Source organism: Acidovorax sp. FG48 (genome assembly GCF_057809085.1).
The window spans coordinates 44,355-69,446 of record NZ_JBMDJH010000007.1; the positions used below are offsets into that span (position 1 = coordinate 44,355).

The following is a 25,092-nucleotide window of genomic DNA, read 5'->3' on the forward strand; positions in this document are numbered from 1 at the left end:
CAATTTCAATGCGTTGCGCCATGGTGTCCCTCCCGTGGGTTGATCGGCTTTTGTTGTTGTTCTGCGGGCAGTGCGGCGGCGCTGATCGCCTCGACCACCTGTTCCATCTTCATGAATCGCGATCCCTTGACCAGAACGCTGCCCACCGTGGGCAGGGCGTTGCGCACGGCGTCCTGCAGGGCGGCCATCTCGTTGAAATGCCGGGCCCCATCGCCATAGGCCGAAGCAGCATGCACCGACTGCGCACCCAGCACAAACATCGTGGGGATGCCCGCCTCACGGGCCAGTGCGCCCGCCTCGGCATGGAACTGCGGGCCCTGGTCGCCCACCTCGCCCATGTCGCCCATCACCAGCAGTTGCGGGCCTGGCAGTTCAGCCAGCACCTGGATGGCCGCGTGCATGGAATCGGGGTTGGCGTTGTAGGTGTCGTCCACCACCGTGATGTCGCGGCCTGCGACGGACACGCTGAACGCACGCGAACGGCCCTTGACCGGCGTGAAGTCGCGCAGCCCCTGGGCAATGGCCGCAACCGGTGCACCCGCTGCCAGCGTGCACGCCGTGGCCGCCAGCGCGTTGGACACGTTGTGGCGGCCTGCGATGTGCAGACGGGTGGTGATCTCGCCGCGTGGCGTGGCCAGGGTGACCGCCCAGGCGCCACGCTCCCAGGTGGCCTGCGCACAGCGGACGTCCCCGCCATCGCCAAAGGTCACCGTGCGGCGGCCGGGCTGCTGCATGGCAAGCGATTGCCAGAGGCTGGTGTAGGCATCCCCTGCCGGGAATACGGCCACACCATCGGCGGGCAGGCTAGCAAACACCGAACCGTTCTCGCGGGCCACAGCCTCCACGGTGTGCATGAATTCCAGATGCTCGCGCTGCGCGTTGTTGACCAAGGCCACCGTGGGCTGGGCCATGGCCGCCAGTGTGGCGATCTCGCCAGGGTGGTTCATGCCCATCTCGATCACGGCGGCGCGGTGGCTGGCGCGCAGGCGCATCAGCATCAGCGGCACACCGATGTCGTTGTTGAAATTGCCCTGCGTGGCAAATGCGGCGTCGCCCTGCCAGGCACGCAGGATGGACGCAATCATCTGCGTTACCGTGGTCTTGCCGTTGCTGCCCGTCACGCCGATCAGCGGCAGGTGGAACTGCGCGCGCCAGCCGGTGGCCAGTGCGCCCAGCGCAGCCAGGCTGTTGGGCACTTCGATGCCGGACAAGCCCGCGGCTTCCAGGCCACCGTGCGCAATAGCGGCTGCAGCGCCGCCTGCACGGGCATCGGCCAAAAAGGCGTTGGCATCAAAACGCTCGCCCTTGAGGGCCACAAACAAATCGCCCGGCTGCAGCGTGCGCGTGTCGGTGTGCACACGCGCCAGCGGGGTGGCGCCATCGCCCACCAGACGGGCGGTGGGGATACTTGGCTGCAGCAGCGCCCAGGCTTGCCGCAGGGTCATGACGGGTTCAAAACTGTTCATGCCCATGTGTGGGCTCCTCGGGCCTGCAGCGCAGCCTGCGCGTGGGCCATGTCGGAAAACGGCACGCGCACGCCTGCCGTCTCCTGGGTGTCTTCGTGGCCCTTGCCGGCAATCAGCACCACATCGGCGGGCGCAGCCTCAGCAATGGCTTGGGCGATGGCGACGGCACGGTCGGGCTCGGCGCGCACCGTGCCACCGGCAATCGTGCCCTGCAGGATCTGGTGCAGGATGGCGGCCGGGTCTTCGCTGCGGGGGTTGTCGCTGGTCACCACCACCTGGTCGGCCTGCTGCTGGGCCACCGCCCCCATCAGCGGGCGCTTGCCCGCGTCGCGATCGCCGCCGCAGCCGAACACGCACCACAGCCGCCCGCCACGCTCGGCCGCCAGGGGGCGCAGGGCTTGCAGGGCCTTGTCCAAAGCGTCGGGGGTGTGGGCGTAGTCCACCGCCACCAGGGGTTGGCCCGCTGCCACCAGCCGCTGCATGCGGCCCGGCACGGGTTGCAGGCTGGCGCAGGCGTGCACGGCGCGGCCCAGCGGCACACCCAGGCTGCGCAGCGTGGCCAGCACGCCCAGCAGGTTGAGTACGTTGTACTGGCCGATCACACGGGTTTGCAGCAGATGACGGTCAGTACCCTCCACCACCGTGAAGCGCAGGCCCTGGTCACCCAGGGTGATGTCTTGTGCCGTCAGGCGTGCAGGCGCCTGGGCCGAGACGCTCCACAGATCCAGCGCACTGCCTTTCAGCTCGCCATGCAGTTGGGCGCCTGCGGGGTCGTCCACATTGATGACGGCGGTCTGCAGGCCGGGCCAATCAAACAGGGCGCGCTTGGCCAACCAGTAATCGGCCATGCTGCCGTGGTAGTCCAGGTGGTCCTGCGTGAAGTTGGTGAAGATGGCGGTGTGGATCTGCGTGCCGTCGAGCCGGGCTTCGGCCAGTCCAATCGACGAGGCCTCGATGGCGCAGGCAACAAGGCCCAGCGCCACAAACTGGGCAAACGCGCGATGCAACCGCACCGGGTCGGGCGTGGTCATGCCGGTGGAGGCCAGCGCGGGAGGCACTCCCATTCCCAAAGTGCCCACCAGCGCACATTGATCTCGCCCCGAGCGCTCCTCGTTCGATAGCACATTCAGCGCACCCGCCAGCCACCAGGCCGTGCTGGTCTTGCCGTTGGTTCCGGTCACGGCCAGCACCTTCAGCTGCTGCGTGGGTTGTGCAAACCATTCAGCGGCGATGGGCCCTGTGGCGGCCTTGAGGCCTGGCAGCGCGGCCATGTGGTCGCCCTCGAAAGCGAAAGCCTCGACCCCCGCCTGTTCGACCAGACAGGCCGTGGCGCCGCGCACCATGGCATCGGCCACATGCGCGCGGCCATCGGTGGCGGCACCAGGCCAGGCAATGAAGCCGTCGCCGGGCGTGATCTGGCGGCTGTCGGTGTGCAGGGTGCCGGTGACGCGCGTGCGCAGCCATTGCACCGCGTCGCCAGCGGTCTGCAGGGTATGGAGCGGGGCTTGCATCACAGCGACTCCTCCACCGCATTGGCCACGATCTGCGGCTTGACCGCCATGTCGGGCTGCACGCCCATCATGCGCAGGGTTTGCTGCACCACCTCGCTGAACACGGGCGCGGCCACAGCGCCGCCGTAGAACACGCCGTTGCTGGGCTCGTCGATCATCACGGCCACGATGATGCGGGGCTTGTCGATGGGCGCCATGCCGGTGAACCACGCGCGGTACTTGCCCGAGGCGTAGTTCTTGCCCACCTGCTTGCGCGCGGTGCCTGACTTGCCGCCCACCGAGTAACCCACGGTCTGCGCCTTCTGGCCCGTGCCGCCGGGGCCTGCGGCCATCTGCAGCATCTTGCGCACCTGGTCGGCCGTGCGCTCAGAAAACACGGGCACGCCCACGGCGGGTTCGCTGGTCTTGAGCATGGTGGCGGGAATGACCCGGCCACCATTGGCAAACACGGTGTACGAGCGTGCCATCTGGAACAGGCTGGCCGACAGGCCGTAGCCGTAGGACATGGTGGCCTGCTCTACCGGGCGCCAGCTCTTGTAAGGGCGCAGGCGGCCCGTCACCACACCCGGGAAGTGCAGTTGCGGCTTCTGGCCAAAACCGGCCGCCGAGAAGGTCTCCCACATCTCGCGCGCGGGCATCTGCATGGCCAGCTTGGTGGTGCCCACGTTGCTGGACTTCTGGATCACGCCTTCCACCGTGAGCACGCCATAGTTGTGCGTGTCCGAGATCGTGGAGCCGGTGATGGTGATGCGCCCGGGGTTGGTATCCACGATGGTCTCGGGGCGCACGCGGCCCGTCTCCAGCGCGAGGCCAATGGTGAACGGCTTCATGGTGGAGCCGGGCTCGAACACGTCGGTGAGCGCGCGGTTGCGCAACTGCTCGCCGGTGAGGTTCTGGCGCTTGTCGGGCACGTAGCTGGGGTAGTTGGCCAGCGCCAGCAGCTCGCCGGTGTGGGCATCGAGCACCACCACGCTGCCCGCCTTGGCCTTGTGCGCGGCCACCTGGTCGCGCAGCTTCTGGTACGCAAAGAACTGCACCTTGCTGTCGATGGACAGCTGCATGTCCTTGCCGTCGACCGGGGGCACGGTTTCGCCCACGCTTTCCACCACGCGACCCAGGCGGTCCTTGATCACGCGGCGCGAACCGGGCTTGCCCGCCAGCTCCTTGTCGAACGCCAGCTCCATGCCCTCCTGGCCGTGGTCTTCCACGTTGGTGAAGCCCACCACGTGCGCGGCGGCTTCGCCCTCGGGGTATTGGCGCTTGTATTCCTTGCGCTGGTAGATGCCCTTGATGTCCAGGGCTGCAATCTGCTGGCCCACATCCCAGTCGAGCTGGCGCTTGATCCAGACAAAGGTCTTGTCCTCGTCCGCCAGCTTCTTCAGCAGATCGGCCTGCGGCATGTCCAGCAGCTTGGCCAGCTGCTTGAGCTTGGCGCGGACCTCGGGCTTGTCCTGGTCCACGTCTTCGGGAATGGCCCAGATGCTCGCAGCCGGCACGCTGGATGCGAGGATCAGACCGTTGCGGTCCACGATCTTGCCGCGGTTGGCAGGCAGCTCCAGCGTGCGCGCAAACCGCACCTCACCCTGGCGCTGGAAGAACGCGTTGCCAAACACCTGCACATAAGCCGCCCGGCCGGCCAGCCCCAGAAAACCCAGCGCAATCACCGCCACGATGAACTTGCTGCGCCAGACCGGTGTCTTGCTGGCCAGCAAGGGGCTGGACGTGTAGAGCACGCTGCGACTCATGGCTGCGCCCCCGCAGGTTGCGAAGCGGCGGCTGCCGCTGCTGCATTGGCAGTTGCGACACCCTGTGGGTCAGACACGTACTGCGTGATGGCCGGTGTGGCCGTGCGCATGTTCAGCTGCGCGCGCGCGATCCTTTCCACCCGCAGCGGCGTGGCCTGGGCGCGCTTTTCCACCTGCAGGCGCTGGTACTCCGTCTCCAGACGGCGCGCCTCGGCCACCGCGCGGTCCAGCTCGGTGAACAGGCGGCGCGATTCGTACTGGGTGTGCACCAGGTAGATCGCGCTGGCCAGCACCGCCAGCAAAAGGACCACGTTCAGCCGCGTCATGTCAGACGACTGCCGTGCGCTCGGCCACGCGCATGATGGCGCTGCGCGAGCGGGGATTGGACTCGACCTCGGCCGCACTGGGCTTGATGCGGTCGAGCGCGATGAGCTTCATGGCCTGCGGCGCGGCAAACGGTGCACGGCGGTCGTAGACCTCCTTGGAATGCTTGGCGATGAATTGTTTGACGATACGGTCTTCGAGCGAATGGAAGCTGATGACCACCAGCCGCCCGCCGGGCTGCAGCACCGAGAGGCTGGCCTCTAGCGCCTGTTGCAGCTCTTCAAGCTCGGCGTTGATGAAAATCCGAAGAGCTTGAAATGTGCGCGTTGCAGGGTTCTGGCCCGGCTCGCGGGTTTTGACCGCGCCAGCCACGAGGTCGGCCAGTTCTGCGGTGGTTGCAAGAGGACCCCGTTCTTCGCGCCGAGCAACAATCGCCTTTGCAATGGGGCCAGCAAACCGTTCTTCACCGTAGTCACGTATCACCTCCGCAATCTGACCGACTTCGGCCGTGGCCAACCAATCGGCCACGCTTTCGCCGCGCGTGGTGTCCATGCGCATGTCCAGCGGACCGTCAAAACGGAAACTGAAGCCCCGCTCGGGGCTGTCGATCTGAGGCGAGCTCACACCCAGATCCATCAGCACACCCGCAGCACTGGCAGGCGGCAGATCGGCCAGATGGCGAAAACCTTCGTGCCGAATGGAAAAACGCGCATCGGTGATGCGCGTTGCTTCGGCGATGGCTTCGGGGTCCTTGTCAAAGGCCACCAAGCGCCCCTGTGGGCCCAGCCGGAGCAGGATGAGGCGGGAGTGACCGCCGCGCCCGAAGGTCGCATCGACCCAGGTGCCGGAAGGCTCCGGGCCTGCGCCGCCCAAGAGAGAGTCCACAGCCTCGTTCAGCAGGACGGTGGTGTGTTGCAAGGGAGATGTCACAGCGCGCCTTAAAAGGAGAAGTCCTTGAAGACATCCGGCATCTCGCCCTGCATGGCCTTGGCTTCCTGCTCGTCGTAGGTGGCCTTGTCCCAGAGCTCGAAATGGTTGCCCATGCCCAGCAGCATGGTGTCTTTGGAGATACCGGCGGCTTCGCGCAGCTCGGGGGAGATCAGCACACGGCCGGTGGCGTCCATGTCCACGTCCATGGCGTTGCCCAGAAAGATGCGCTTCCACCATTGGGCGGACATGGGCAGCTGGGCGATACGCTCGCGGAACTTCTCCCATTCAGGACGGGGAAAGACCATGAGGCAGCCGTGCGGGTGCTTGGTAATGGTCAGCTGGCCCGATGCCGTGGCCGCGAGGACGTCACGATGCCGGGTCGGCACGGACAGCCGACCCTTCGCATCGAGACTCAGCGACGAGGCACCTTGAAACACGGACAGATTCCCAGTTCGGTTTTGCGCCTCGGAGATCCCAAAGGAGACCTTGAGGGCACTTTTCACCACTTAATTGCACTTTTTTGCACTGTAGCAGGAAAAGCACACCGAACAAGGGGGGTGTCCCACAAACTTTTCAATGAAATCAACGACTTAGATGCGTTTTTTCAGCCACCAAAACGCCAAAAGTCGTTGAAAAAGAAGTACTTAGAGAGGCCTATGAAAGTGACCTCTCAAGGCTTGACCGAGTGGTCACAGGATGTAGCGCGACAGGTCCTCGTCCTGGCTCAGGGTCTGCAGGCGCGCATCGACGTAGGCGGCGTCGATGGTGATGGTCTGGCCGGACAGGCGCGCGGCGTCAAAACTCACTTCGTCCAGCAGGCGCTCCATCACCGTGGAAAGGCGGCGCGCACCGATGTTCTCGGTGCGTTCGTTCACTTCAAAGGCGATGTGCGCCAGGCGTGTGATGCCCTCGGGCGCAAACTCCAACGTCACGCCTTCCGTGGCCAGCAAGGCCTGGTACTGCTTGACCAGCGACGCATGGGTCTGCGTGAGGATGGCCTCGAAGTCCTTGACCGACAGCGACTCCAGCTCCACCCGGATCGGGAAACGCCCCTGCAGTTCGGGGATCAGGTCGCTGGGCTTGGACAGGTGGAAGGCGCCCGACGCGATGAACAGGATGTGGTCCGTCTTGATCATGCCGTACTTGGTGGACACCGTGGTGCCCTCCACCAGCGGCAGCAGGTCGCGCTGCACGCCCTGGCGCGACACGTCCGCACCACTGCTTTCCTGGCGCGCGGCCACCTTGTCGATCTCGTCGATGAAGACGATGCCGTTCTGCTCGGCGTTCTGCACGGCGCGGGTCTTGATCTCCTCTTCGTTGACCAGCTTGGCCGCCTCTTCGTCGGTGATGAGCTTCAAGGCTTCCGCGATCTTGAGCTTGCGGGTCTTGCGCTTGTCCTGCCCCAGCTGACTAAACATGCCGCGCAGCTGCTCGGTCATTTCCTCCATGCCCTGGGGGCCCATGATCTCGAGCTGGGGGCGGCCTTCGGCCACGTCGATCTCGATCTCCTTGTCGTCCAGACTGCCTTCGCGCAACTTCTTGCGAAAGACCTGGCGGGCGGTGTTGTCAGCGGCGGGCTCGCTGCCTGCTGCGGCGCGGGCCGGGGGAATCAGCACATCCAGGATGCGCTCCTCGGCGGCATCTTCGGCGCGGGTGCGCACCTTCTTCATCTCGGCCTCGCGCGTCTGCTTGACGGCCATCTCGGCCAGGTCGCGGATGATCGAATCCACATCCTTGCCGACATAGCCCACCTCGGTGAACTTGGTGGCCTCGACCTTGATGAAGGGCGCATCGGCCAGCTTGGCCAGGCGGCGTGCGATCTCGGTCTTGCCCACGCCGGTGGGGCCGATCATGAGGATGTTTTTGGGCGTGATCTCCTGGCGCAGGCTGCCTTCCACCTGCTGGCGGCGCCAGCGGTTGCGCAGGGCGATGGCCACGGCGCGCTTGGCGCTGGCCTGGCCCACGATGTGGTTGTCCAGCTCGGAGACGATTTCCTGGGGGGTCATGGACGACATACAGGTCTTCCTGGTATCAAATGGGGCTGTAGCGCTAGTGGATCATGCGCTGGCAGCTATAAATAACAGAGCAATCAGCCCATCAGGGGCTGACCGTGCGGCCAACGTGGGGCCGGTTCTACCGCCGTACGCTCAGAGCGTCTCGATGGTGTGGTTCATGTTGGTGTAGATGCAGAGTTCGCCCGCGATTTCGAGCGACTTCTTCACGATCTCTTCGGCGGACAACTCGGTGTTCACCAGCAGCGCCTTGGCCGCCGAGTGCGCATAGGCGCCCCCGGAGCCGATCGCCACGATGCCTTGCTCGGGCTCCAGCACGTCGCCATTGCCAGTGATGATGAGCGACGCGCTGGCGTCGGCCACCGCGAGCATGGCTTCGAGGCGGCGCAGCACGCGGTCGGTGCGCCAGTCCTTGGTGAGTTCGATGGCCGCGCGCGTCAGGTGGCCCTGGTGCTTTTCCAGCTTGGCCTCGAACCGCTCGAACAGCGTGAACGCATCGGCCGTGGCCCCGGCAAAGCCGGCCAGCACCTTGCCGTGGTAGAGCTTGCGCACCTTGCGCGCCGTGCCCTTGACCACGATGTTGCCCAGCGTGACCTGCCCGTCGCCGCCAATGGCGACCTGGATGCCGGAAGGCGTCTGGCGGCGCACGCTGAGAATGGTGGTGCCGTGGAACACCGGGTGGTTGTCTTGTGATGAGTCCATAGCTGCGGCAGATGGGGCCGGCGGCCCATTTTGCAAGGCAGCCATCCGGCGGAAAGACGGGTAAAACGCCCCTCACACACTCCGCAGAAGGCGGCTCCGCCGACAACCCGAGAAAACAAGAAACAGAGAGGCGCACCCAGCCGCCTGTGGCGGGGTTAGCTCCGCTCAGTTTTTGCGGGGAACCACCCAGGCGTGTTCGTTGATGCCGATCACGTTGAAGAAGATCGCCACCAGCCGCTGCAGGTTGTGGAACTGGATCACATGGCCATGGCCTTGTTGCTCGGCGGCCCAGTTGAGCACAGAGCCTGCGGCCGCGAAGTCCACCCGGATCAGCTTGTCGCAGGCTATGGTCAGCGGCACGCCGGGCTTGAAGTGCGCCTCGAACGGCTGCAAGAGGGGCGTGGCATCGCCATCGATGTGGCCCTTGAGCTCTGCCACCGGGCCCGCATCCAGCGGGGCCGGGGCCGACAGCTCGCCCAGGTCGGAGGCCATGAAGTCGCTGTCCGCCGCCAGCGGGGCGGAACCAGACGAAACCCCTTCGTTGTCCGAGTATCCGCAGCGTGGCGACACCCAGGACGGCGGCGAGACCTCGTAGGTCACGCAGTAATCCAGGGCCACCAGTTCAAATTCGTCGGGTTTGCCCATCAGGCGCATGGCGGCCATGCGCAGGCGCCACCACTCGGGGCTGTTGGAGCGATCGCCCGACTGGGTCTTGGCATCCAGCAGGGCATGGAGCTTTTCCACACCCGAAAACACGATCTGCCCATCACGGTCGGCCCACTGGCTGAACTGGTCGGCCAGCAGGGGCACCGCAGCTTCGTCAATGGAAGTGAGGCGCGACCAGGACAAGGTCCAGGGCGATGCGGCGCGCGCCAGCGAGGCCTGCAGGGCCGCCACCGAAGAGACGGCGACGGTGGGTGGTGCGTTCCAGCTGAAGTCGCGGCGCATGGCGACGGCGGGCTCGGCGGCGGGTGCGGCCTCTGCGGCCAGACCCAGCTGCGCCGGAATGGAGAACCACAGCGGCGCAGAACGGCCGTACTGCGCGGCAAAGTCGATGGCCAGGGTGTCAAAACGGTCGTGCTGCCCGGTGGCCCGGTACAGGTCAAACAGCGTCATCCAGATTTCCAGCTGCTGCGCTGGATCGTCCTGCTGATGCTGGGCCAGCACCTCCAGCAGACCAGACTCGGCCCCTGCGTGGTCACCATTGGCAAACCGGATGGCGGCTTCTTCAAGATCGGGTTCGTGCACGAATTCCTCCGGTTCGAATGCGGGCGCGGGCGCAGCCGTGGGAGCCGCAGGGCTGAAGGATGCTTCGACGGTTGGGGTGCTGCCGGGCAGCATGGTGGCGTCCGTGCCACCAAAACGGCCAATGGCCATGCTGTCATCGGCGAACAGGGGCTGTACGGCGGGTTTGGTGTCCAGCGGCGCGGACAAGCTGCCGGGCACCGTGGGTGCGTACGCACGGGCCTGTTCTTCCGAAGACGCCTCGGTGCTGGAATCAGGCATCACGCCGGGCTGGGTGGGGGCGTCGGCGCCCTGCTTGCTCTTCCACCACTGTTGGGACATCTGCGCTTCGATCTCGTCGATCTTCTTGAGCGTGACGGCCCGCTCGTCGGGCGACGCCATGCTGCTCTGGAAGAACGAGGGCCGCCCTGCAGCGTCTTCCACCCGCTGGCCGTGCAAGACCTCGCGCTGGCGCAGCTTGCGCAGCTGATCGAACTCGCGGCGCCGCACAAAGTCGTTGCGGCGCTTGCGCTCGATCATCTCCTTGAGCATCTGCTTGCTGTACTGGCTCTCCCGGTCGTCCTGAAGGGAATCCAGCTCCGTCCAGTTGACGGTCGGATTCTTCACGAACCGCACCACCTTCGATAGCAGGCCGCCGGGGGTGGATTCTTCCTTGCTCATGGCTCAGGGTGCAGAGTGCGCGCGTTGATTGACAGGCCGCTGCCTGCTCAATCCCCAAACATCTTCTGCTTGAGTTCGCGGCGTTGCTGTGCTTCGAGCGACAGCGTGGCAGTGGGGCGAGCGATCAGGCGGCCCACGCCGATGGGCTCACCGGTTTCGTCGCAGTAACCGTAGTCACCGGCATCAATGCGGGCGATGGATTGCTCGATCTTCTTGAGCAGCTTGCGCTCGCGGTCGCGGGTGCGCAGTTCCAGTGCGTGCTCTTCTTCGATGGTGGCGCGGTCGGCCGGGTCGGGCACCACCACGGTGTCTTCACGCAGGTGCTCGGTGGTTTCGCCGGCGCTGTTGTGGATGTCCTGCTTGAGCTGAACGAGCTTGAGGCGGAAGAACGCCATCTGCTTTTCGTTCATGTACTCACTGTCGGGCATGGCCATGACTTCAGCGTCGGTCAGCTCGGCGACGGACTTGGTTTTCCAGTTGTTCGCCAGCTTGGGGTCTTTTTTGGCAGCCGTGAAAGTGGGCTGCGCTTGCGCGGTCGTGGGCATGGTGTGTTGATAACTGGCTTTGGCGGCCGTGGAGGCCACCGTCTGTGCCATGGATGGTACGGTCAATTGGGCCAATCGGGAAGAAGGCCGGGTTGTGCGCACGGGTACCTGCGAGCCCGCCTGCAGCGCAGGCGCCGCAGCGGGTGCCGCCACGGCGGGGGGCGCGGCCACCTTGGGTGCCGCAGCAGCCTTGGCAGCGGCCTTCGCAGCCACCTTGGGTGCTGCTGGGGCGGCGGCGCTTTTCGCCGCGGCAGGGGTTGCCTTGGTGGCCCCCTTGGATTTGCTGGTGTCGGCTTTCACTTCCTGGTCTCCTCGCAGTACGGGCGGGCCCTTGGCCGCTCTCACGGCCCGGGACTGGTGGCAAGCCTTGGGTGGTTTTACCGGGGCGCGATTGTATCGACCTGGGCTGACGCAAACGGAAACGTTGCGGATACAACACAAATCGGGCGCCATCGCCCCCTCAAACCCCGTGCGCAGGTCAGACCAGGCTTTGCTCCAGCCCCTGCAAGAAGATGTCCTTGGGCAGGTCAATGCCAATGAAAACCATCTTGCTGGTGCGCGGCTCGCCCTCGGCCCACTGGGGGCCCAGGTCGCTGCCCATGAGCTGGTGCACGCCCTGGAAGATCACCTTGCGCTCCGTGCCTTTCATATTCAGCACCCCTTTGTAGCGCAGCATGCGCGGGCCGTAAATGTTGACGATGGCGCCAAGGAAGTCTTCGAGCTTGGCCGGATCGAACGGGCGGTCCGAGCGGTACACAAAACTCTTCACGTCATCGTCATGGTGATGGTGGTGCCCGTGCTCGTGGCCATGCTGGTGCGACGGGTGGTTGCAGTGCTCGCCATGCTCATGGTCGTGATCGTGGTGGTCATGGCCGTGCTCCTCTTCCTTGAGAAAGTCCGGGTCGATGTCCAGCTTGGCATTGAGGTTGAAGCCGCGCAGGTCCAGCACCTCCTTGAGCGGCACTTCGCCAAAATGCACGGCCTTGATGGGCGCGCGCGGGTTCATGTGCTTGAGGCGGTGGATCAGCGCATCGGTTTCCTCGGCGCTGACCAGGTCGGTCTTGGACAGGAATATCTGGTCGGCAAAGCCCACCTGGCGGCGCGCCTCCTGCCGGTCGTTGAGCTGCTGGGGCGCATGTTTGGCATCCACCAGCGTGATGATCGAGTCGATGAGGTAAGTCTCGGCGATCTCTTCGTCCATGAAGAAGGTCTGCGCCACGGGGCCCGGGTCGGCCACGCCGGTGGTCTCGATCACGATGCGGTCAAAGTCGAGCAGGTTCTTGCGCTTCTTGGCGGCCAGCAGTTGCAGGGTCTCGCGCAGGTCTTCGCGGATGGTGCAGCAGATGCAGCCATTGCTCATCTGTACGATCTGCTCCTTGGACTCGGTCACCAGGATGTCGTTGTCGATGTTTTCTTCGCCGAACTCGTTCTCGATCACGGCGATCTTCTGGCCATGGGCTTCGCTCAAGAGGCGCTTGAGCAACGTCGTTTTGCCCGAGCCCAGGAAGCCGGTGAGGATGGTGACGGGGATCAGTGCCATAAATCTGTCTTTCAAGGGAATCAAATACTCGCGCTGCGCGGCAGCAGTGCCCCACCCAGGGGCATCTTTTTCAGTGTACCGAGGCTGTCAAGCCCCTGCTGGCGCCGGAAAGCTCACCCCTTGCGCATGACGACCAGCCCCTTGAGGTACTCGCCCTCCGGAAACTCCAGCGTCATCGGGTGGTCGGGCGCGCCGCCCAGGCGCTCCAGGATGTAGCCGTCCACCCCAGCATCCGCTCCGGCCGAGGCCACGATCTTGTGGAACAGGTCGGCGCTGATGCCGCCTGAGCAGGAGAAGGTGAACAGCACGCCCCCCGGCGACAGCAACTGCAGCGCCAGCCGGTTGATGTCCTTGTAGGCGCGTGCGGCGCGCTCGGCGTGCGCCGCAGTGGGCGCAAACTTCGGCGGGTCCAGGATGATGGCGTCGAAGCGCTGGCCTTCCTTGAGGAACTGGCGCAGCGAGGCGTTCACGTCGGCATCGAGGAAGGTGGCGCGGTTCGGATCGAACCCATTGAGCGCCACGTGAGCGCGGGCGCGCTCCAGGGCCGGGCCGGAGGAATCGATGGAGGTCACGTGCCCGTCGGCCACATTGCCCGCAGCACGCATGCCCGCCAGCGCCGCCACACTGAAGCCGCCGGTGTAGCAAAAGCAGTTGAGCACATGCTTGAAGCCCAGGCGCTGGGTGTAGTCAGCAAACCGCTTGCGGCTGTCGCGCTGGTCCAGATAAAAGCCCGTCTTGTGGCCCTCGGCGATGTTGAGGGTCAGGCGCCACTGGTGCTCGCGGATCGTCAGTTCGAGCGGCGGCCCCTCGCCATCGCCCGCAGCGCCCGTCGGCCCGCCGCGCAGCCAGCCGGTGGCGGGCTCCAGACCTTCCAGCGAACGCACGCTGGCGTCCGAGCGCTCGTACAGCTTGGTGAGCCCCGTCTCGCGCAGCAGCGCATCGGCAATCACGCCCTTCCAGCGCTCAGTGCCTGCGCTGGTGAACTGCGCCACCAGGGTATCGCCATAGCGGTCCACGATGAGCCCCGGCAGACCGTCGGACTCGCCGTGCACCAGGCGTACGCCATCGCTCTGCACATCAAAACGAGCTCTTGCGATGATGGAACGTGCACAAGCAGCTATGAAAAACGGAGCATCAATACGCTGCGCCTCGTCAAAGCTCCACACTCGTGCGCGGATGCGCGAGCTGGGGCTGTAAGCCGCCCAGGCGAGGAACTGGCCTTCGTGCGACTCGACGCGCACGGTCTCGCCGCTGTCGCCGCCGCCCTTGGCGATGGCCGATTCAAAGATCCAGGGATGGCGGCGCAGCAGCGAGCGCTCTTTGCCTGCGCGGAGTCGAAGGGTTTTCATGCCCCGAATTGTGCGGGCTGGCGGGCACGGGAGAGTGCCCCGCCGACGGAAAAACGCGCGCAGAAGCCATCACCGCGTCTGATCACGCCTTGGTCAGACACGCGCCGCCCGCCCCTCTTCGCCCGGCAGACACCCGGCCGAGTCGCTCTCTCGAAACCGCATATTTGACAAATATGATTCTCAATCGATAGAATTACGGAAATTATTATTTTTATCAAAACACTCCGATGACTACCTCCGCCACACGCCCCAGCACCACCCGCCTCGCCCCCGCGCCCGGCACGGCCCAGGCAGTGATGACCGACCTGCGCGAATTTCTGGCCTTCAAGATCGGCAACGAGGAATACGGGGTGGACATCCTGCGGGTGCAGGAGATCCGGACGTACGAGAAGCCCACCACCATTGCCAACGCCACGGGCGAATTGCTGGGCGTGATGAACCTGCGCGGCGTGATCGTGCCCATCATCGACTTGCGCCTGAAGCTGGGGCAGACCGCCGTGCAGTACGACCACCTGAAGGTGGTGATCGTGCTGCACATCGGCCAGCGCACGGTGGGCGTGGTGGTGGACGGGGTCTCCGACGTGCTCACGCTGGAGCGCGAACAGCTGCGCCCCGTGCCCGCCCTGCGCGGCAACGTCAAGCCCGAACACCTGCTGGCCATCGGCTCGGTGGGCCCGCGCATGCTGATCCTGCTCGATATCGAGAAATTCCTTGCCAAATCCGTAGCAGGTGACGCCCTTGCCGTCAGCCACTGAGCGGCCATCCCATACCCCAAGAATTGGACACACCATGAAATTCAATGACCTGAAGATTTCGACCCGGCTCACGCTGGGTTTTGGCTTGATGGCGCTGCTCATAGGCCTCATGGGCACACTGTCGGTGGTGCTGGCACGCAGCGCTGACAAGGCCTTCCACTCCATCATCGACGACCGCTTCCCCAAGGTGCTGCACCTGCATGTGGCCAAGGAAGACGTGACTGGGGTCGAGCTGGCCCTCACTCAGATGTTGCTGGATACCAGCACCGAAAACGTGCAACGGCACCAGGCCACAATCAACGCCAAGCGACAACAGATCACCCAGCTGTTCGAGACCCTCGCACAGCAGATCACCACGCCCCAAGGCAAAGCCGCACTGGCCGAAACCCTGCGCGCACGCGGTGAGTACGCGGCGCAGTTGTCACGCTACTCTGAACTGCTGACCGCCGGGCGCATGGAAGATGCACGGGCCGTACTGACAGGGTCCATGGCGGCGCCGCGCAAGGCGTACTTTGATGCTCTCGACGGCCTGATCGAATTCCAGGAGTCGCTGGCGAAGACGGCTCAAGCCGATGCCGTGGCGGCGGTGTCCACGCTGAACGTGTCGGTGCTGGCGCTCACAGGGCTGGCCCTGGTGGCCGGTGCGGCGATTGGATTTGGCATCGTGCGCTCCACCACGGCTCCCCTGCGCCGCGCAGTGGATGCCGCCCGCGCCGTGGCGGCCGGGGACTTGAGCCTGCCCATCACCTACCGTGGCACCAACGAAACCGCACAACTGCTGCAGGCGCTGCAGGAGATGCAACAGTCACTGGTGCATCTGGTCGGCCAGGTGCGGACCAACAGTGACAGCGTCTCCTACGCGTCAGCCGAAATCGCCCAGGGCAACAACGATCTGTCAGCGCGCACAGAGCAGCAGGCCAGCGCCTTACAGGAAACCGCTGCCTCCATGGAGCAGTTGAACGCCACCGTGCGCCAGAACGCCGAAAACTCCCGCCAGGCCAACCAGCTGGCCCAGGCCGCCACATCGATTGCCGTGCAAGGGGGCGAGGTGGTGGCCGACGTGGTGCGCACCATGAAGGACATCAACGACAGCAGCAACAAGATCTCCGAGATCATTGGCGTCATCGACTCCATCGCGTTCCAGACCAACATCCTGGCGCTGAACGCTGCCGTGGAGGCCGCCCGTGCAGGCGACCAGGGCCGGGGCTTTGCCGTGGTGGCCACCGAGGTGCGCGTGTTGGCAAGCCGCTCGGCCGAGGCGTCCCGCGAGATCAAGGGCCTGATCGGTACCAGCGTGGAGCGCGTGGAAGCCGGATCGGCCCTGGTGGACCGCGCCGGTCAAACGATGAGCGAGGTCGTTGCCTCCATCCGGCGTGTCACCGACATCATGGGCGAGATCAGTGCCGCCAGCACCGAGCAAAGCCAGGGCATGGACCAGATCAACGAAGCGGTGACGCAGATGGACCACGCCACACAACAAAACGCCGCCCTGGTGGAAGAAATGGCCGCTGCCGCTGCCAGTCTGAACCAGCAGGCGGGCGAACTGGTCCAGACGGTTGCCACCTTCAAGCTGCCCGATGGCCAGGAGCAAGCCCAGGCTTCCGTGCAGGAGCCACGCGCTGTCTTGCAACACCGGCCCGTACGCCGTCCCTTGCTGGGTCACGCCCATCTGCCGATGGCGGCCGCCTGAGCGGCTTAGGGCGGCCGATCACGCTGTGAATGAACCGGACTACAGCGCCTTGCCAAAACGCTCAAGGCGCGGCGCCCAGTGGCCCAGCACATCGGCCGACAGCAGCACGCGGTGCGCCTGCCCGATGAGCAGATGGCGCGGCACCAGGCCGATGTAGCGCGAGTCGGCACTGTTGTCCCGGTTGTCACCCAGCACCAGGTATTCGCCCTCGGGCACCTGCACCGGATCGAAGCTGCTGCGCGCTGTCACGCCTTGCAGCCACTGCACGCGGCGCTCATGCCCCAGCAGGCGCTCCGTCCAGCGCGTGGCGGTGAGCGTGCGGCCCGGCAGCACCGCCTCCTGCACGGAATCAGGCATTTCGTATTCGGCCGCCTGGCCGTTGATGTAGAGCACCTCGTTGCGCATCTCCACCGTGTCGCCGGGCAAGGCGGCAATGCGCTTGATCAGACGGGTGCCGTCCAGCGGGGACGAGAAGGTGACCACATCGCCGCGTTGCGGGTCGTCGATGTGCGCCAGGATGACGTCGGTGAGCGGCAGCTTCAGGTCGTAGGCCAGGCGGTTGACCAGCACCACATCCCCCTCCAGCAGCGTGGGCCGCATCGAGCCAGAAGGAATAGGGTTCCAGTCAGCCACGGCAGTGCGAAAGACGCCAAAGCACAACAGCAGCACGATGAACCACCGGTTCGATTTAAGGTTCGATTGGATCCAGTTCAGCAGCATGACGACAACTCCAGGGCGCCCACGGCGGGCGGCAGATGGATCGGAGGCGCCGGGGGGCCACTTGGTTCCGCGCGGCGGGCGGGCGGTTGCTTCGCTTTCGCGGAGACCCGCGCGGCGGCTCAGGGGGACTTCTTCCGCGCACGCGGGTGGGCGGCGTCATACACCTTGGCCAGGTGCTGAAAATCGAGCCGCGTATAGACCTGCGTGGTAGTGATGTTGGCGTGGCCCAGCAGCTCCTGCACCGCGCGCAGGTCGCCACTGCTTTGCAGCAGGTGGCTGGCAAACGAGTGGCGCAGCATGTGCGGGTGCACCGGCGTGGTCAGCCCCGCCTGCTGGCTGCGCTGGCGCAGACGCAGCCAGATGGACTGGGCGGTGAGACGCTTGCCGCGCTGGCCCACGAACAGGGCGGTGTCGAGCCGTGCAGAGCCCTCGCCACCAAACGGTGTGGCCCGCAGCTGCAACCATGCCTGCAGCGCGGCCGTGGCCGCCGCGCCCACCGGCACGCTGCGGCGCTTGCTGCCCTTGCCGAACACATGGGCCTCGCCCGCTTGCAGGTCCACCCAGCCACGGCCCTGGCGCTGGGTGTCGGCGTTGGGGATGGCATCGAGCCCCGCCAGTTCGCCCACGCGCAGGCCGCAGCCGTACAGCAGCTCCACCATGGCCGCATCGCGCGCCTCCAGCCAGGGGTCGGCGCCGGTGTTGTCAAATTCTGCAAGCCGAACGGAGTCGTCCACGCCGAGCGCCTTGGGCAAGGGCTTGGGCGCCTTGGGCGCGCGCACGCCCTGCACCGGGTTGTGCGGAATCAGCCCCTGCCGCCCGGCCCAGATGAAGAAGCCGCGCCAGCCCGAGAGGATGAGCGCAATGCCCCGCCCGCTGCGCCCGCCGCTGTGCATCTGCGCCACAAAGCGGCGAATGTGAGCGGTCTGCAACTGCAGCAGCGGCACGTTCACGCCAGCCGCAAACTGCGCCAGCTTTTCGAGGTCCAGGGTGTAGAGCGTGAGCGTGCGCGCGGCCAGCCGCTTTTCAACGCGCACATGCTCCAAATAGCGCACGACCTGAGGGTCGAGCGTGGTGGGGGCTGCGGGCGTTTCAGACATGGTGCCGTCGCCGAGACGCCGTTGGGTTGGCAATGGCGGCGGGGCTTGCGACTGCTTACTGAAGCCGCAGAAGTGCTGCGCTCGCCAGCTCTGCCATGCGCGACAAAAAGTCGGTGCCCATCGTGGCATCAAAACGCTGTGGATCGTGCGACCCCAGCACCAGCAGGCCAAACGCAGGCGTGGCGCTGTCGATGGCGCCAGCGCGCAGCGGCAGCAGGGCCAGCGACTGTGCAGGCTCACCGGCCTCTTGCGCCAGCCAGCCCGCAGGCTCAAAGCCCAGGTTGGGCCCGCAGAACGGCATGGTCAGCGACGACGCAAATGCCCGCGCGTCCTCGCTCGCGCCCTGGGTGAAGTCGGCGTCGATGTAAGGCGCTGCCACCTCCCACACACGCACCGCCGCCTGGGGCACGTCGAAGAGGGTGCGCACACCATCGACCACGGCCTGGGGCAGGTCGAACGGGTCGCGCACCTGCAGCAGGCTGCCGGTCCACTGGTGCACTTTGTGGGCAATGGCGGCGTTTTCGGTGCTGTTGCGCACCATTTCCATGATCCGATGCTCCAGGCCCTTGATCTTCTCGCGCAGCATCTCGGCCTGGCGTTCTTGCAAGCTCACGGCGCGCGCTCCGTGCGGGCTGGTGATCTGCACGCTGGCCAGCACCTCGGCATGGCGCTCGAAGAAGCCGGGAGTGTTGGTGAGGAACTGGGCGATGTCGTCTTCGGTGATCGGTGGGATGTGGTTAGTCATACGAGCGTGTCGGGAATGTCGATCTGGCCCTCGAACACCGTGGTGGCGGGGCCTGTCATGAAAACGGAATCGGTGTCGGCACCGCTCCACGCAATGGTGAGGCGGCCGCCGCGCGTGTCCACCTGCACCTCGGGGTCGAGCAGCCCCAGGCGGATGCCGCTGGCCACTGCCGCGCAGGCGCCGGTGCCACAGGCCAGGGTCTCGCCTGCGCCGCGCTCGAACACGCGCAGGCGCACATGGGAGCGGTCGACGATCTGCAGGTAGCCGGCGTTCACCCGCTGGGGGAAGCGCGCGTGGCGCTCGATCAGCGGCCCGGTCTGCGCGACCGGAGCGGTGTCCACGTTGTCCACCAGCTGCACCGCATGCGGGTTGCCCATGGAGGCAACAGCTATCAAAACAGAAGCACCGAAAGCATGTTCCTCTAGCGCCAGCGGCCATTTTTGCCCCAAACCCTGCTGCACGGGCGTGAGACCGGTGGTGTCAAACGGCACCTGGGCGGGGTCGAACTCGGGACGCCCCATGTCCACCGTGACGCGGCCGTCGCCCGTGAGGCGGGGCGCGATCACGCCGCTTTTGGTCTGCACGCGGATGGTGTCCTTGCCCGACAGGCCCCGGTCATGCACAAAGCGCGCAAAGCAGCGCGCGCCGTTGCCACACTGCTCCACCTCGCCGCCGTCGGCGTTGTGGATCACGTATTCGAAGTCAATGCCGTCACCAGGAGAAGGCCGCACGGTGAGGATCTGGTCGGCCCCGACACCGAAGTGTCGATCTGCCAGGAAGCGGTATTGGGCCGTGTTCAGCCCCAGGCGGCCCTGGGTTTCGTCGAGCACCACAAAATCGTTGCCCGCGCCCTGCATTTTGGTGAAGCGAATCTGCATGGGATGGGATTATGGCCCCGCCCCTGCGCCAAACCGCGCGCGGGCGTACGCTTGGCAGCTTCTCTCGATTCCACCGGCTTTTCAGGAACCTCGCATGACCGATCTTTCCGCTTTTGCCATCACCCGCAAATGGCCCGCTCGGCACCCGGACCGCATCCAGCTGTATTCCCTGCCCACGCCCAACGGCGTGAAGGTGTCCATAGCGCTGGAAGAACTGGGCCTGCCGTACGAGCCCCACCTGGTGAGCTTTGAGACCAACGACCAGACCACGCCCGAATTTCTCTCGCTCAACCCCAACAACAAGATCCCGGCCATCCTGGACCCGAACGGCCCGGACGGCCAGCCGCTGGCGCTGTTCGAGTCCGGTGCCATCCTGGTGTACCTGGCCAGCAAGACCGGCCAGCTGCTGCCGCAGGACACCGCCGGGCGCTACGAAACCCTGCAGTGGGTGATGTGGCAGATGGGCGGTGTGGGCCCCATGTTTGGCCAGCTCGGCTTCTTCCACAAGTTTGCGGGCAAGGACTACGAAGACAAGCGCCCGCGCGACCGGTATGTCGCTGAATCGAAACGCCTGCTCAAGGTGCTGGACGAGCGCCTTGCGGGCCGCCACTGGGTGATGGGCGACCAGTACACCGTCGCCGACATCGCCATCCTGCCGTGGGTGCGTAACCTGGTGGGCTTTTACGGCGCGGGCGACCTGGTGGAGTTTGACCAGTTCAAGGAGGTGCAGCGCGTGCTCGCCGCCTTCGTGGCGCGTCCGGCGGTGGCCCGGGGGCTGGCGATTCCGGCACGCGGCTGACGGCTAGGGCGCCGGGTTTCTCATCCGCCCTTGATCTTGATCATGCCGCGCAGCCCGGCACCCGGGCGCCACGCACCTACCATGGGCCTCCTCAAAAAAAAACAGGGAGCACCCCATGGGATTGACCGTTGATGTTCTTCAGGATCTGGACCTGCACGACCTGCAGGCTGCCGCCCGGGCGGCGCTGCAGGAAACAAATGCCATCGCGCTGATCGAGTTGCTGGAAATGCTGTGGAGCTGCGATGTGGAGGGCGCCAACGCCGTCATCGACGCCGTGCTGCAGCGCCTGCAGCAACTGCGCGCCTTGCGCTAGCGGCGGGCCGGCAAGGCGGGCCTGCTCAGCCCAGACGCTCCTGCAAGAAATCCAGAAAACACGCGATGCGCGCCGCCAGCTGCGTGTTGCGGTAATACACCGCACTGATGGGCTGGCGCACCTCCACTGTGTCTTTGGCCAGCACCTGTACCAGGTCGCCGCGCGCACGGTCAGCGGCCGTCATGAAGTCCGACAGGCACACGATGCCCACCCCTTGCAGCGCCAGATGGCGCAGTGTCTCGCCGCTCGATGCGGTGAGGCCGGGCACGATGGGCCAGGCGTCTCCATGGGCGCCGCGCAGCGGCCACTGGTTGAGCGACTCGGGCTGGTTGAAGCCCAACAGCGTGTGCCGGGCCAGGTCGGCCACACTTTTGGGCTTGCCCATCCGCGCCAGGTAGTCGGGGCTGGCCAGCACCCGCAGGCGGCTGGTGCACAGCGGGCGCGCATGCAGGGTGGAATCCGGTAGCTGCCCGATGCGAATGGCCACGTCCGTGCGCCGCTCCAGCAGGTCGATGTATGTCTCGTCCGTGTCCAGCTGCAGCGTGATCTGTGGATAGGCCTTGCGAAACGCAGGCACCAGGGGCACCACGGCGTGCAGCATGAAGGGCGTGGCCGCATTCACCCGCAGGCGGCCGGCGGGCTGCTGGCGGCGCGCGGCCATGTGCTCCTCGGCGTCGTCGATCGAGACCAGGATGGCGCGCGTGCGCTGCAAAAAGGCCCGGCCCTCCTCCGTCAGCTCGGTGCGGCGTGTGGTGCGGCGCAGCAGCGTGGTGTCCAGCTTTTTCTCCAGCCGCGCCAGCGCCCGGCTGATGCCCGAGACGGTTTGGCCCAGGGTGTCGGCTGCGGCCGTGATCGAACCGCCATCCACCACGGCGACAAAGGCCTGCAGTTCTTCCAGCGTGGTTTTCATGGGTGCTCCTGGCGCTTTGATTGTTGATTTTCAGTCAATTATCAATGGCATCTCACCCTCTTTTTCTGCAAGACCCGAACACCCACACTCCAGAGCCCGAAAGCCTGAAAACTGGAGTGTTCCCATGCCCATTGCCTTGCTCGCGCTGACGCTCAGCGCTTTTGCCATCGGCACGACCGAGTTCGTGATCGTTGGCCTGCTGCCCACCGTGGCGGCAGACCTTTCCATCGGCATCCCCTCGGCGGGCCTGCTGGTCAGCCTGTACGCCCTGGGGGTCGCCGTCGGCGCCCCGGTGCTCACCGCACTCACGGGCAAGCTGCCGCGCAAGGCGCTGCTGCTGGCGCTGATGGCCTTGTTCACCGCCGGCAACCTGCTGGCCTGGCAGGCCCCCAGCTACGAGACACTGGTGGCCGCGCGCATCCTCACCGGGCTGGCGCATGGCGTGTTCTTCTCGATCGGCTCGACCATCGCCACCGGCCTGGTGCCGCGCGAGAAGGCCGCGAGCGCGATTGCCATCATGTTCACCGGTCTCACGGTGGCCTTGGTCACCGGTGTGCCGCTGGGCACGTTCATCGGCCAGCATTTCGGCTGGCGCGAGACCTTCCTGGCCGTGTCGGTCCTGGGGGTGGTGGCCTTCGTCGGCAGTGCAGTCTTTGTACCCCGCCACATCGCCCACACGCCCCCCGCTTCGCTGGCGCAACAAGCCCAGGTGCTGGTCGAGCCCCGCCTGCTGCTGGTGTACGCCAAGACAGCCATTGGCTACGGCGGCACCTTCATCCCGTTCACCTTTCTCGCGTCCATCCTCACCGACATCTCGGGCTTCAGCGCCAGTGCCGTGGGCTGGGTGATGCTGGTCTACGGCGTGTCCGTGGCCGTGGGCAACCTCTGGGGCGGCAAGCTGGCCGACCGCCTGGGCCCCATCCCGGCGCTGCGCATCATCTTTGCGCTGCTGGCGGCCGTGCTGCTGGTACTGCAGTTCACGGCCCCCCATCCCTGGCTGGCGGTGTGCACTGTGCTGCTGTGGGGCGCTGTGGCGTTCGGCAATGTGCCGGGGTTGCAGGTGTACGTGGTCAAACAGGCCGAGCGCTTCACCCCGCAGGCGGTGGACGTGGCCTCGGGTCTGAACATCGCCGCCTTCAACCTGGGCATTGCAGGCGCCGCCTGGGCGGGGGGCCTGATCGTGACGCACCTGGGCCTGCAGCACACGCCGTGGATCGGCGCGCTGGTGGTGTTGGTATCGCTCGCGCTCACGCACTGGAGCGGTGTGCTGGACCGGCGCAGCGGCATCCCCGTGCGCGCCAGCGGCCCTGTGCCCGTGGGGCACTGACCGAACCGTACCCCTCACACAAAGGGGCACGCGCCATGGGCTACCCGCTGCAGCCTGTGCGCTGGCAGGAGTGCACGGAGTCCAGCGCGCCTCGATAATGGCCTGATGCCCCGCTCCAGCCAACAACTCCACCCCCACCGCGAACCCGTCGCCACCCGCCCCGCCGCCACCGTGCTGCTGCTGCGCGATGTGCCTGACGGCGGCGGGCTAGAAGTCCTTATGACCCGGCGCTCGGCAACGGCCAGTTTTGCGCCCGGCGCCTATGTCTTCCCCGGCGGAGGCATTGATGCGCTGGATGCCGCCCCCGCCACCCACGCCGCTGCGGACCGCCGCCCCACCCAGAGCGACCTGCACCTCACCCAGGCGATTGCGGCCATCCGCGAGAGTTTTGAAGAACTGGGCGTGCTGCTGGCGCGCCATGCCGAGGGCCCCCGCCAGGGACAGATGGCCGATGCGCAGGACATTGCCGCCATCGACCGCCACCAGCCCTTCGCTGCGCAGTGCACCGCACGCGGACTGCGCCTGGCAGCCGACGGCGTGTACCTGCTGGCCCACTGGACGGCCGACCGCGACCTGGCACGCCGCTTTGAGGTGCCTTTTCTGGTGGCCCGCATGCCCGAGGGCCAGGAACCCGTGGCCGACGAGGCCGAGCAGTTCGAGCCCGTGTGGGTGCGCCCGGCCGACGCGCTGGCGCGGCACGAGGCGGGGCAGTTCTTCATGATCTTCCCTACCATCCGCACGCTGCAGCGCCTGGCCCAATTTGCCAACACCCAGGCGGTGCTGGACGCCGTGGCGCACGAGCAGCCCCTGTGGGTGAGCTGCCCACGCGCAGGCCTGCTGGCGGGCAAGGAAGCGCGCTACATGGAAGACGACATGCCGTTTGGCGAGCTGGCGCTGGTGTGCCCCGACGGGCAGATCGTGCACCCGCTGGACTGGCAGACCGAGCGCCCCGTGCCGCTGCTGGGCAACGTGATGCGGCTGACCGCGCCCAACCCCGGCGTGATGACCGGCCCCGGCACCAACAGCTATCTGGTGGGCGACCCTGCCACGGGCTTTATCGCCATCGACCCCGGCCCGGCCGACGCCGAGCACCTGGACAAGCTCTGGCGTGCAGCGGGGGGTGACATCCGCATGATTGTGTGCACCCACTCGCACGCCGACCATTCCCCCGGCGCTGCGCCGCTGCAGTCCCTGTGCGCGCAGGCGGGCAAGGCACGCCCGCCCGTTCTGGGCCTGCCGTCCGCCCCCACGGCCCGCGCGGCCAGCCAGTTCACCCCCGACCGGGCGCTACAAAATAATGAGCTGCTTGTGCTTGAAGGACTAGCGCCTGAGGGCAAAATCACTCATACCCTGCAGGTGGTCCACACCCCCGGCCATGCCGCCAACCACCTGTGCCTGCTGCTGGTGGAAGACGCGCTGCTGTTCAGCGGCGACCACATCCTGAACGGCAGCACCACCGTGATCGACCCGCCGGACGGCAACATGGCCGACTACCTGGATTCGCTGGACCGGCTGGATGCGGTCTGCGCCGAGCACGGCGTGGAGTTCATCCTGCCCGCGCATGGCTACGTGCTGGGGGGCCCGGTCCTGGGTGCCCGCCATGCCATCGCCAAGCTCAAGGTCCACCGCCTGGCGCGCGAGGCCAAGGTGCTGGCCGCCATGCAGGCGCTGCCGCAAGGCAGCATGGAAGACTGGGTGCGCCACGCCTACGACGACGTACCGCAGCGCATGTGGCCCGTGGCCCAGCGCTCGCTGCTGGCGCATGTGGAGCGCATCCGCTCGCTACAACCCGGCAACAACTGAGCCACAAGAACAACAAGACCGCCTTC

The 25,092-nt window shown here is 66.1% G+C and carries 23 protein-coding genes; 6 read left to right on the forward strand and 17 right to left on the reverse strand.

Annotated features, from left to right (window positions below):
* Nucleotides 1-5: 5 nt before the first annotated feature.
* The 12 genes from ACODSU_RS11900 to ACODSU_RS11955 all read right to left on the reverse strand — a co-directional run bounded on the left by ACODSU_RS11900 (nt 6) and on the right by ACODSU_RS11955 (nt 14,029).
* On the reverse strand, nt 6-1,472 hold the full coding sequence (locus tag ACODSU_RS11900; RefSeq protein WP_488842461.1) for a UDP-N-acetylmuramoyl-tripeptide--D-alanyl-D-alanine ligase: 1,467 nt from the start codon (nt 1,470-1,472) through the stop codon (nt 6-8).
* Nucleotides 1,463-2,977, reverse strand: coding sequence for a UDP-N-acetylmuramoyl-L-alanyl-D-glutamate--2,6-diaminopimelate ligase (locus tag ACODSU_RS11905; protein ID WP_488842462.1), 1,515 nt, complete (start codon nt 2,975-2,977; stop codon nt 1,463-1,465). The genes ACODSU_RS11900 and ACODSU_RS11905 overlap by 10 nt, the downstream gene beginning before the upstream one ends.
* Complete coding sequence (locus ACODSU_RS11910) at nt 2,977-4,722, reverse strand: peptidoglycan D,D-transpeptidase FtsI family protein (protein WP_015012549.1); 1,746 nt, start codon at nt 4,720-4,722, stop codon at nt 2,977-2,979. Before ACODSU_RS11910 ends, ACODSU_RS11905 begins: the two co-directional genes overlap by 1 nt.
* Nucleotides 4,719-5,048: a cell division protein FtsL gene (ftsL, locus tag ACODSU_RS11915; protein ID WP_488842463.1), complete on the reverse strand. Its 330-nt coding sequence runs from the start codon at nt 5,046-5,048 to the stop codon at nt 4,719-4,721. The genes ACODSU_RS11910 and ftsL overlap by 4 nt, the downstream gene beginning before the upstream one ends.
* 1 nt (nt 5,049) lies before the next feature.
* Nucleotides 5,050-5,976, reverse strand: coding sequence for a 16S rRNA (cytosine(1402)-N(4))-methyltransferase RsmH (gene rsmH / locus ACODSU_RS11920; RefSeq protein WP_343733932.1), 927 nt, complete (start codon nt 5,974-5,976; stop codon nt 5,050-5,052).
* Between the two features lie 8 nt (nt 5,977-5,984).
* Nucleotides 5,985-6,413, reverse strand: a complete 429-nt coding sequence (mraZ, locus tag ACODSU_RS11925) for a division/cell wall cluster transcriptional repressor MraZ (protein WP_015012546.1) — start codon at nt 6,411-6,413, stop codon at nt 5,985-5,987.
* A gap of 252 nt (nt 6,414-6,665) precedes the next feature.
* Nucleotides 6,666-7,991, reverse strand: coding sequence for an ATP-dependent protease ATPase subunit HslU (hslU, locus tag ACODSU_RS11930; RefSeq protein ID WP_488842464.1), 1,326 nt, complete (start codon nt 7,989-7,991; stop codon nt 6,666-6,668).
* A 132-nt stretch (nt 7,992-8,123) separates the two neighbouring features.
* On the reverse strand, nt 8,124-8,690 hold the full coding sequence (gene hslV, locus ACODSU_RS11935; RefSeq protein WP_056646768.1) for an ATP-dependent protease subunit HslV: 567 nt from the start codon (nt 8,688-8,690) through the stop codon (nt 8,124-8,126).
* Nucleotides 8,691-8,855: 165 nt separating this feature from the next.
* A complete protein-coding gene (locus ACODSU_RS11940) occupies nt 8,856-10,595 on the reverse strand; it encodes an STAS domain-containing protein (protein WP_488842465.1) in 1,740 nt (579 codons plus the stop codon).
* A gap of 47 nt (nt 10,596-10,642) precedes the next feature.
* Nucleotides 10,643-11,440 (reverse strand): RNA polymerase-binding protein DksA, encoded by a 798-nt coding sequence (gene dksA / locus ACODSU_RS11945; RefSeq protein ID WP_015012542.1) that lies wholly within the window; start codon nt 11,438-11,440, stop codon nt 10,643-10,645.
* Between the two features lie 178 nt (nt 11,441-11,618).
* Nucleotides 11,619-12,680: a CobW family GTP-binding protein gene (locus ACODSU_RS11950; RefSeq protein WP_060985569.1), complete on the reverse strand. Its 1,062-nt coding sequence runs from the start codon at nt 12,678-12,680 to the stop codon at nt 11,619-11,621.
* A gap of 113 nt (nt 12,681-12,793) precedes the next feature.
* The gene (locus tag ACODSU_RS11955) at nt 12,794-14,029 is read right to left on the reverse strand and encodes a class I SAM-dependent rRNA methyltransferase (protein ID WP_291445299.1); all 1,236 of its coding nucleotides are present in this window, start codon (nt 14,027-14,029) and stop codon (nt 12,794-12,796) included.
* Nucleotides 14,030-14,256: 227 nt separating this feature from the next.
* Between ACODSU_RS11955 and ACODSU_RS11960 the strand changes: the two genes are divergently transcribed.
* Nucleotides 14,257-14,784 carry a chemotaxis protein CheW gene (locus ACODSU_RS11960; RefSeq protein ID WP_488842466.1) on the forward strand — a complete coding sequence of 176 codons (528 nt, stop codon included), beginning with the start codon at nt 14,257-14,259 and terminating at the stop codon, nt 14,782-14,784.
* Between the two features lie 34 nt (nt 14,785-14,818).
* Nucleotides 14,819-16,474, forward strand: a complete 1,656-nt coding sequence (locus ACODSU_RS11965; protein WP_488842467.1) for a methyl-accepting chemotaxis protein — start codon at nt 14,819-14,821, stop codon at nt 16,472-16,474.
* Nucleotides 16,475-16,513: 39 nt separating this feature from the next.
* On the opposite strand, the gene lepB is transcribed toward ACODSU_RS11965, so the two are convergent.
* From lepB to dapF, 4 genes are all read right to left on the reverse strand, one after another.
* Nucleotides 16,514-17,194: a signal peptidase I gene (gene lepB / locus ACODSU_RS11970; RefSeq protein WP_015012537.1), complete on the reverse strand. Its 681-nt coding sequence runs from the start codon at nt 17,192-17,194 to the stop codon at nt 16,514-16,516.
* A gap of 119 nt (nt 17,195-17,313) precedes the next feature.
* Complete coding sequence (locus ACODSU_RS11975) at nt 17,314-18,291, reverse strand: tyrosine recombinase XerC (protein ID WP_488842468.1); 978 nt, start codon at nt 18,289-18,291, stop codon at nt 17,314-17,316.
* A gap of 55 nt (nt 18,292-18,346) precedes the next feature.
* Nucleotides 18,347-19,036, reverse strand: a complete 690-nt coding sequence (locus ACODSU_RS11980) for a DUF484 family protein (RefSeq protein ID WP_488842469.1) — start codon at nt 19,034-19,036, stop codon at nt 18,347-18,349.
* The gene (dapF, locus tag ACODSU_RS11985) at nt 19,033-19,914 is read right to left on the reverse strand and encodes a diaminopimelate epimerase (protein WP_488842470.1); all 882 of its coding nucleotides are present in this window, start codon (nt 19,912-19,914) and stop codon (nt 19,033-19,035) included. Before dapF ends, ACODSU_RS11980 begins: the two co-directional genes overlap by 4 nt.
* A 94-nt stretch (nt 19,915-20,008) precedes the next feature.
* Between dapF and ACODSU_RS11990 the strand changes: the two genes are divergently transcribed.
* Entirely contained in the window at nt 20,009-20,713 is a 705-nt protein-coding gene (locus ACODSU_RS11990; RefSeq protein ID WP_488842471.1) for a glutathione S-transferase N-terminal domain-containing protein, read from the forward strand.
* Nucleotides 20,714-20,828: 115 nt separating this feature from the next.
* Nucleotides 20,829-21,026 carry a hypothetical protein gene (locus ACODSU_RS11995; RefSeq protein ID WP_291437212.1) on the forward strand — a complete coding sequence of 66 codons (198 nt, stop codon included), beginning with the start codon at nt 20,829-20,831 and terminating at the stop codon, nt 21,024-21,026.
* 25 nt (nt 21,027-21,051) lie between these two features.
* Here ACODSU_RS11995 and ACODSU_RS12000 read toward each other — a convergent pair whose 3' ends face one another.
* A complete protein-coding gene (locus ACODSU_RS12000) occupies nt 21,052-21,936 on the reverse strand; it encodes a LysR substrate-binding domain-containing protein (RefSeq protein WP_488842472.1) in 885 nt (294 codons plus the stop codon).
* A gap of 124 nt (nt 21,937-22,060) precedes the next feature.
* Here ACODSU_RS12000 and ACODSU_RS12005 point away from each other — a divergent pair, with 124 nt between their 5' ends.
* Together ACODSU_RS12005 and ACODSU_RS12010 are read left to right on the forward strand one after the other, a co-directional pair.
* Entirely contained in the window at nt 22,061-23,263 is a 1,203-nt protein-coding gene (locus ACODSU_RS12005) for an MFS transporter (RefSeq protein WP_488842473.1), read from the forward strand.
* 105 nt (nt 23,264-23,368) lie between these two features.
* A complete protein-coding gene (locus tag ACODSU_RS12010; protein ID WP_488842474.1) occupies nt 23,369-25,066 on the forward strand; it encodes an MBL fold metallo-hydrolase in 1,698 nt (565 codons plus the stop codon).
* Nucleotides 25,067-25,092 lie beyond the last annotated feature (26 nt).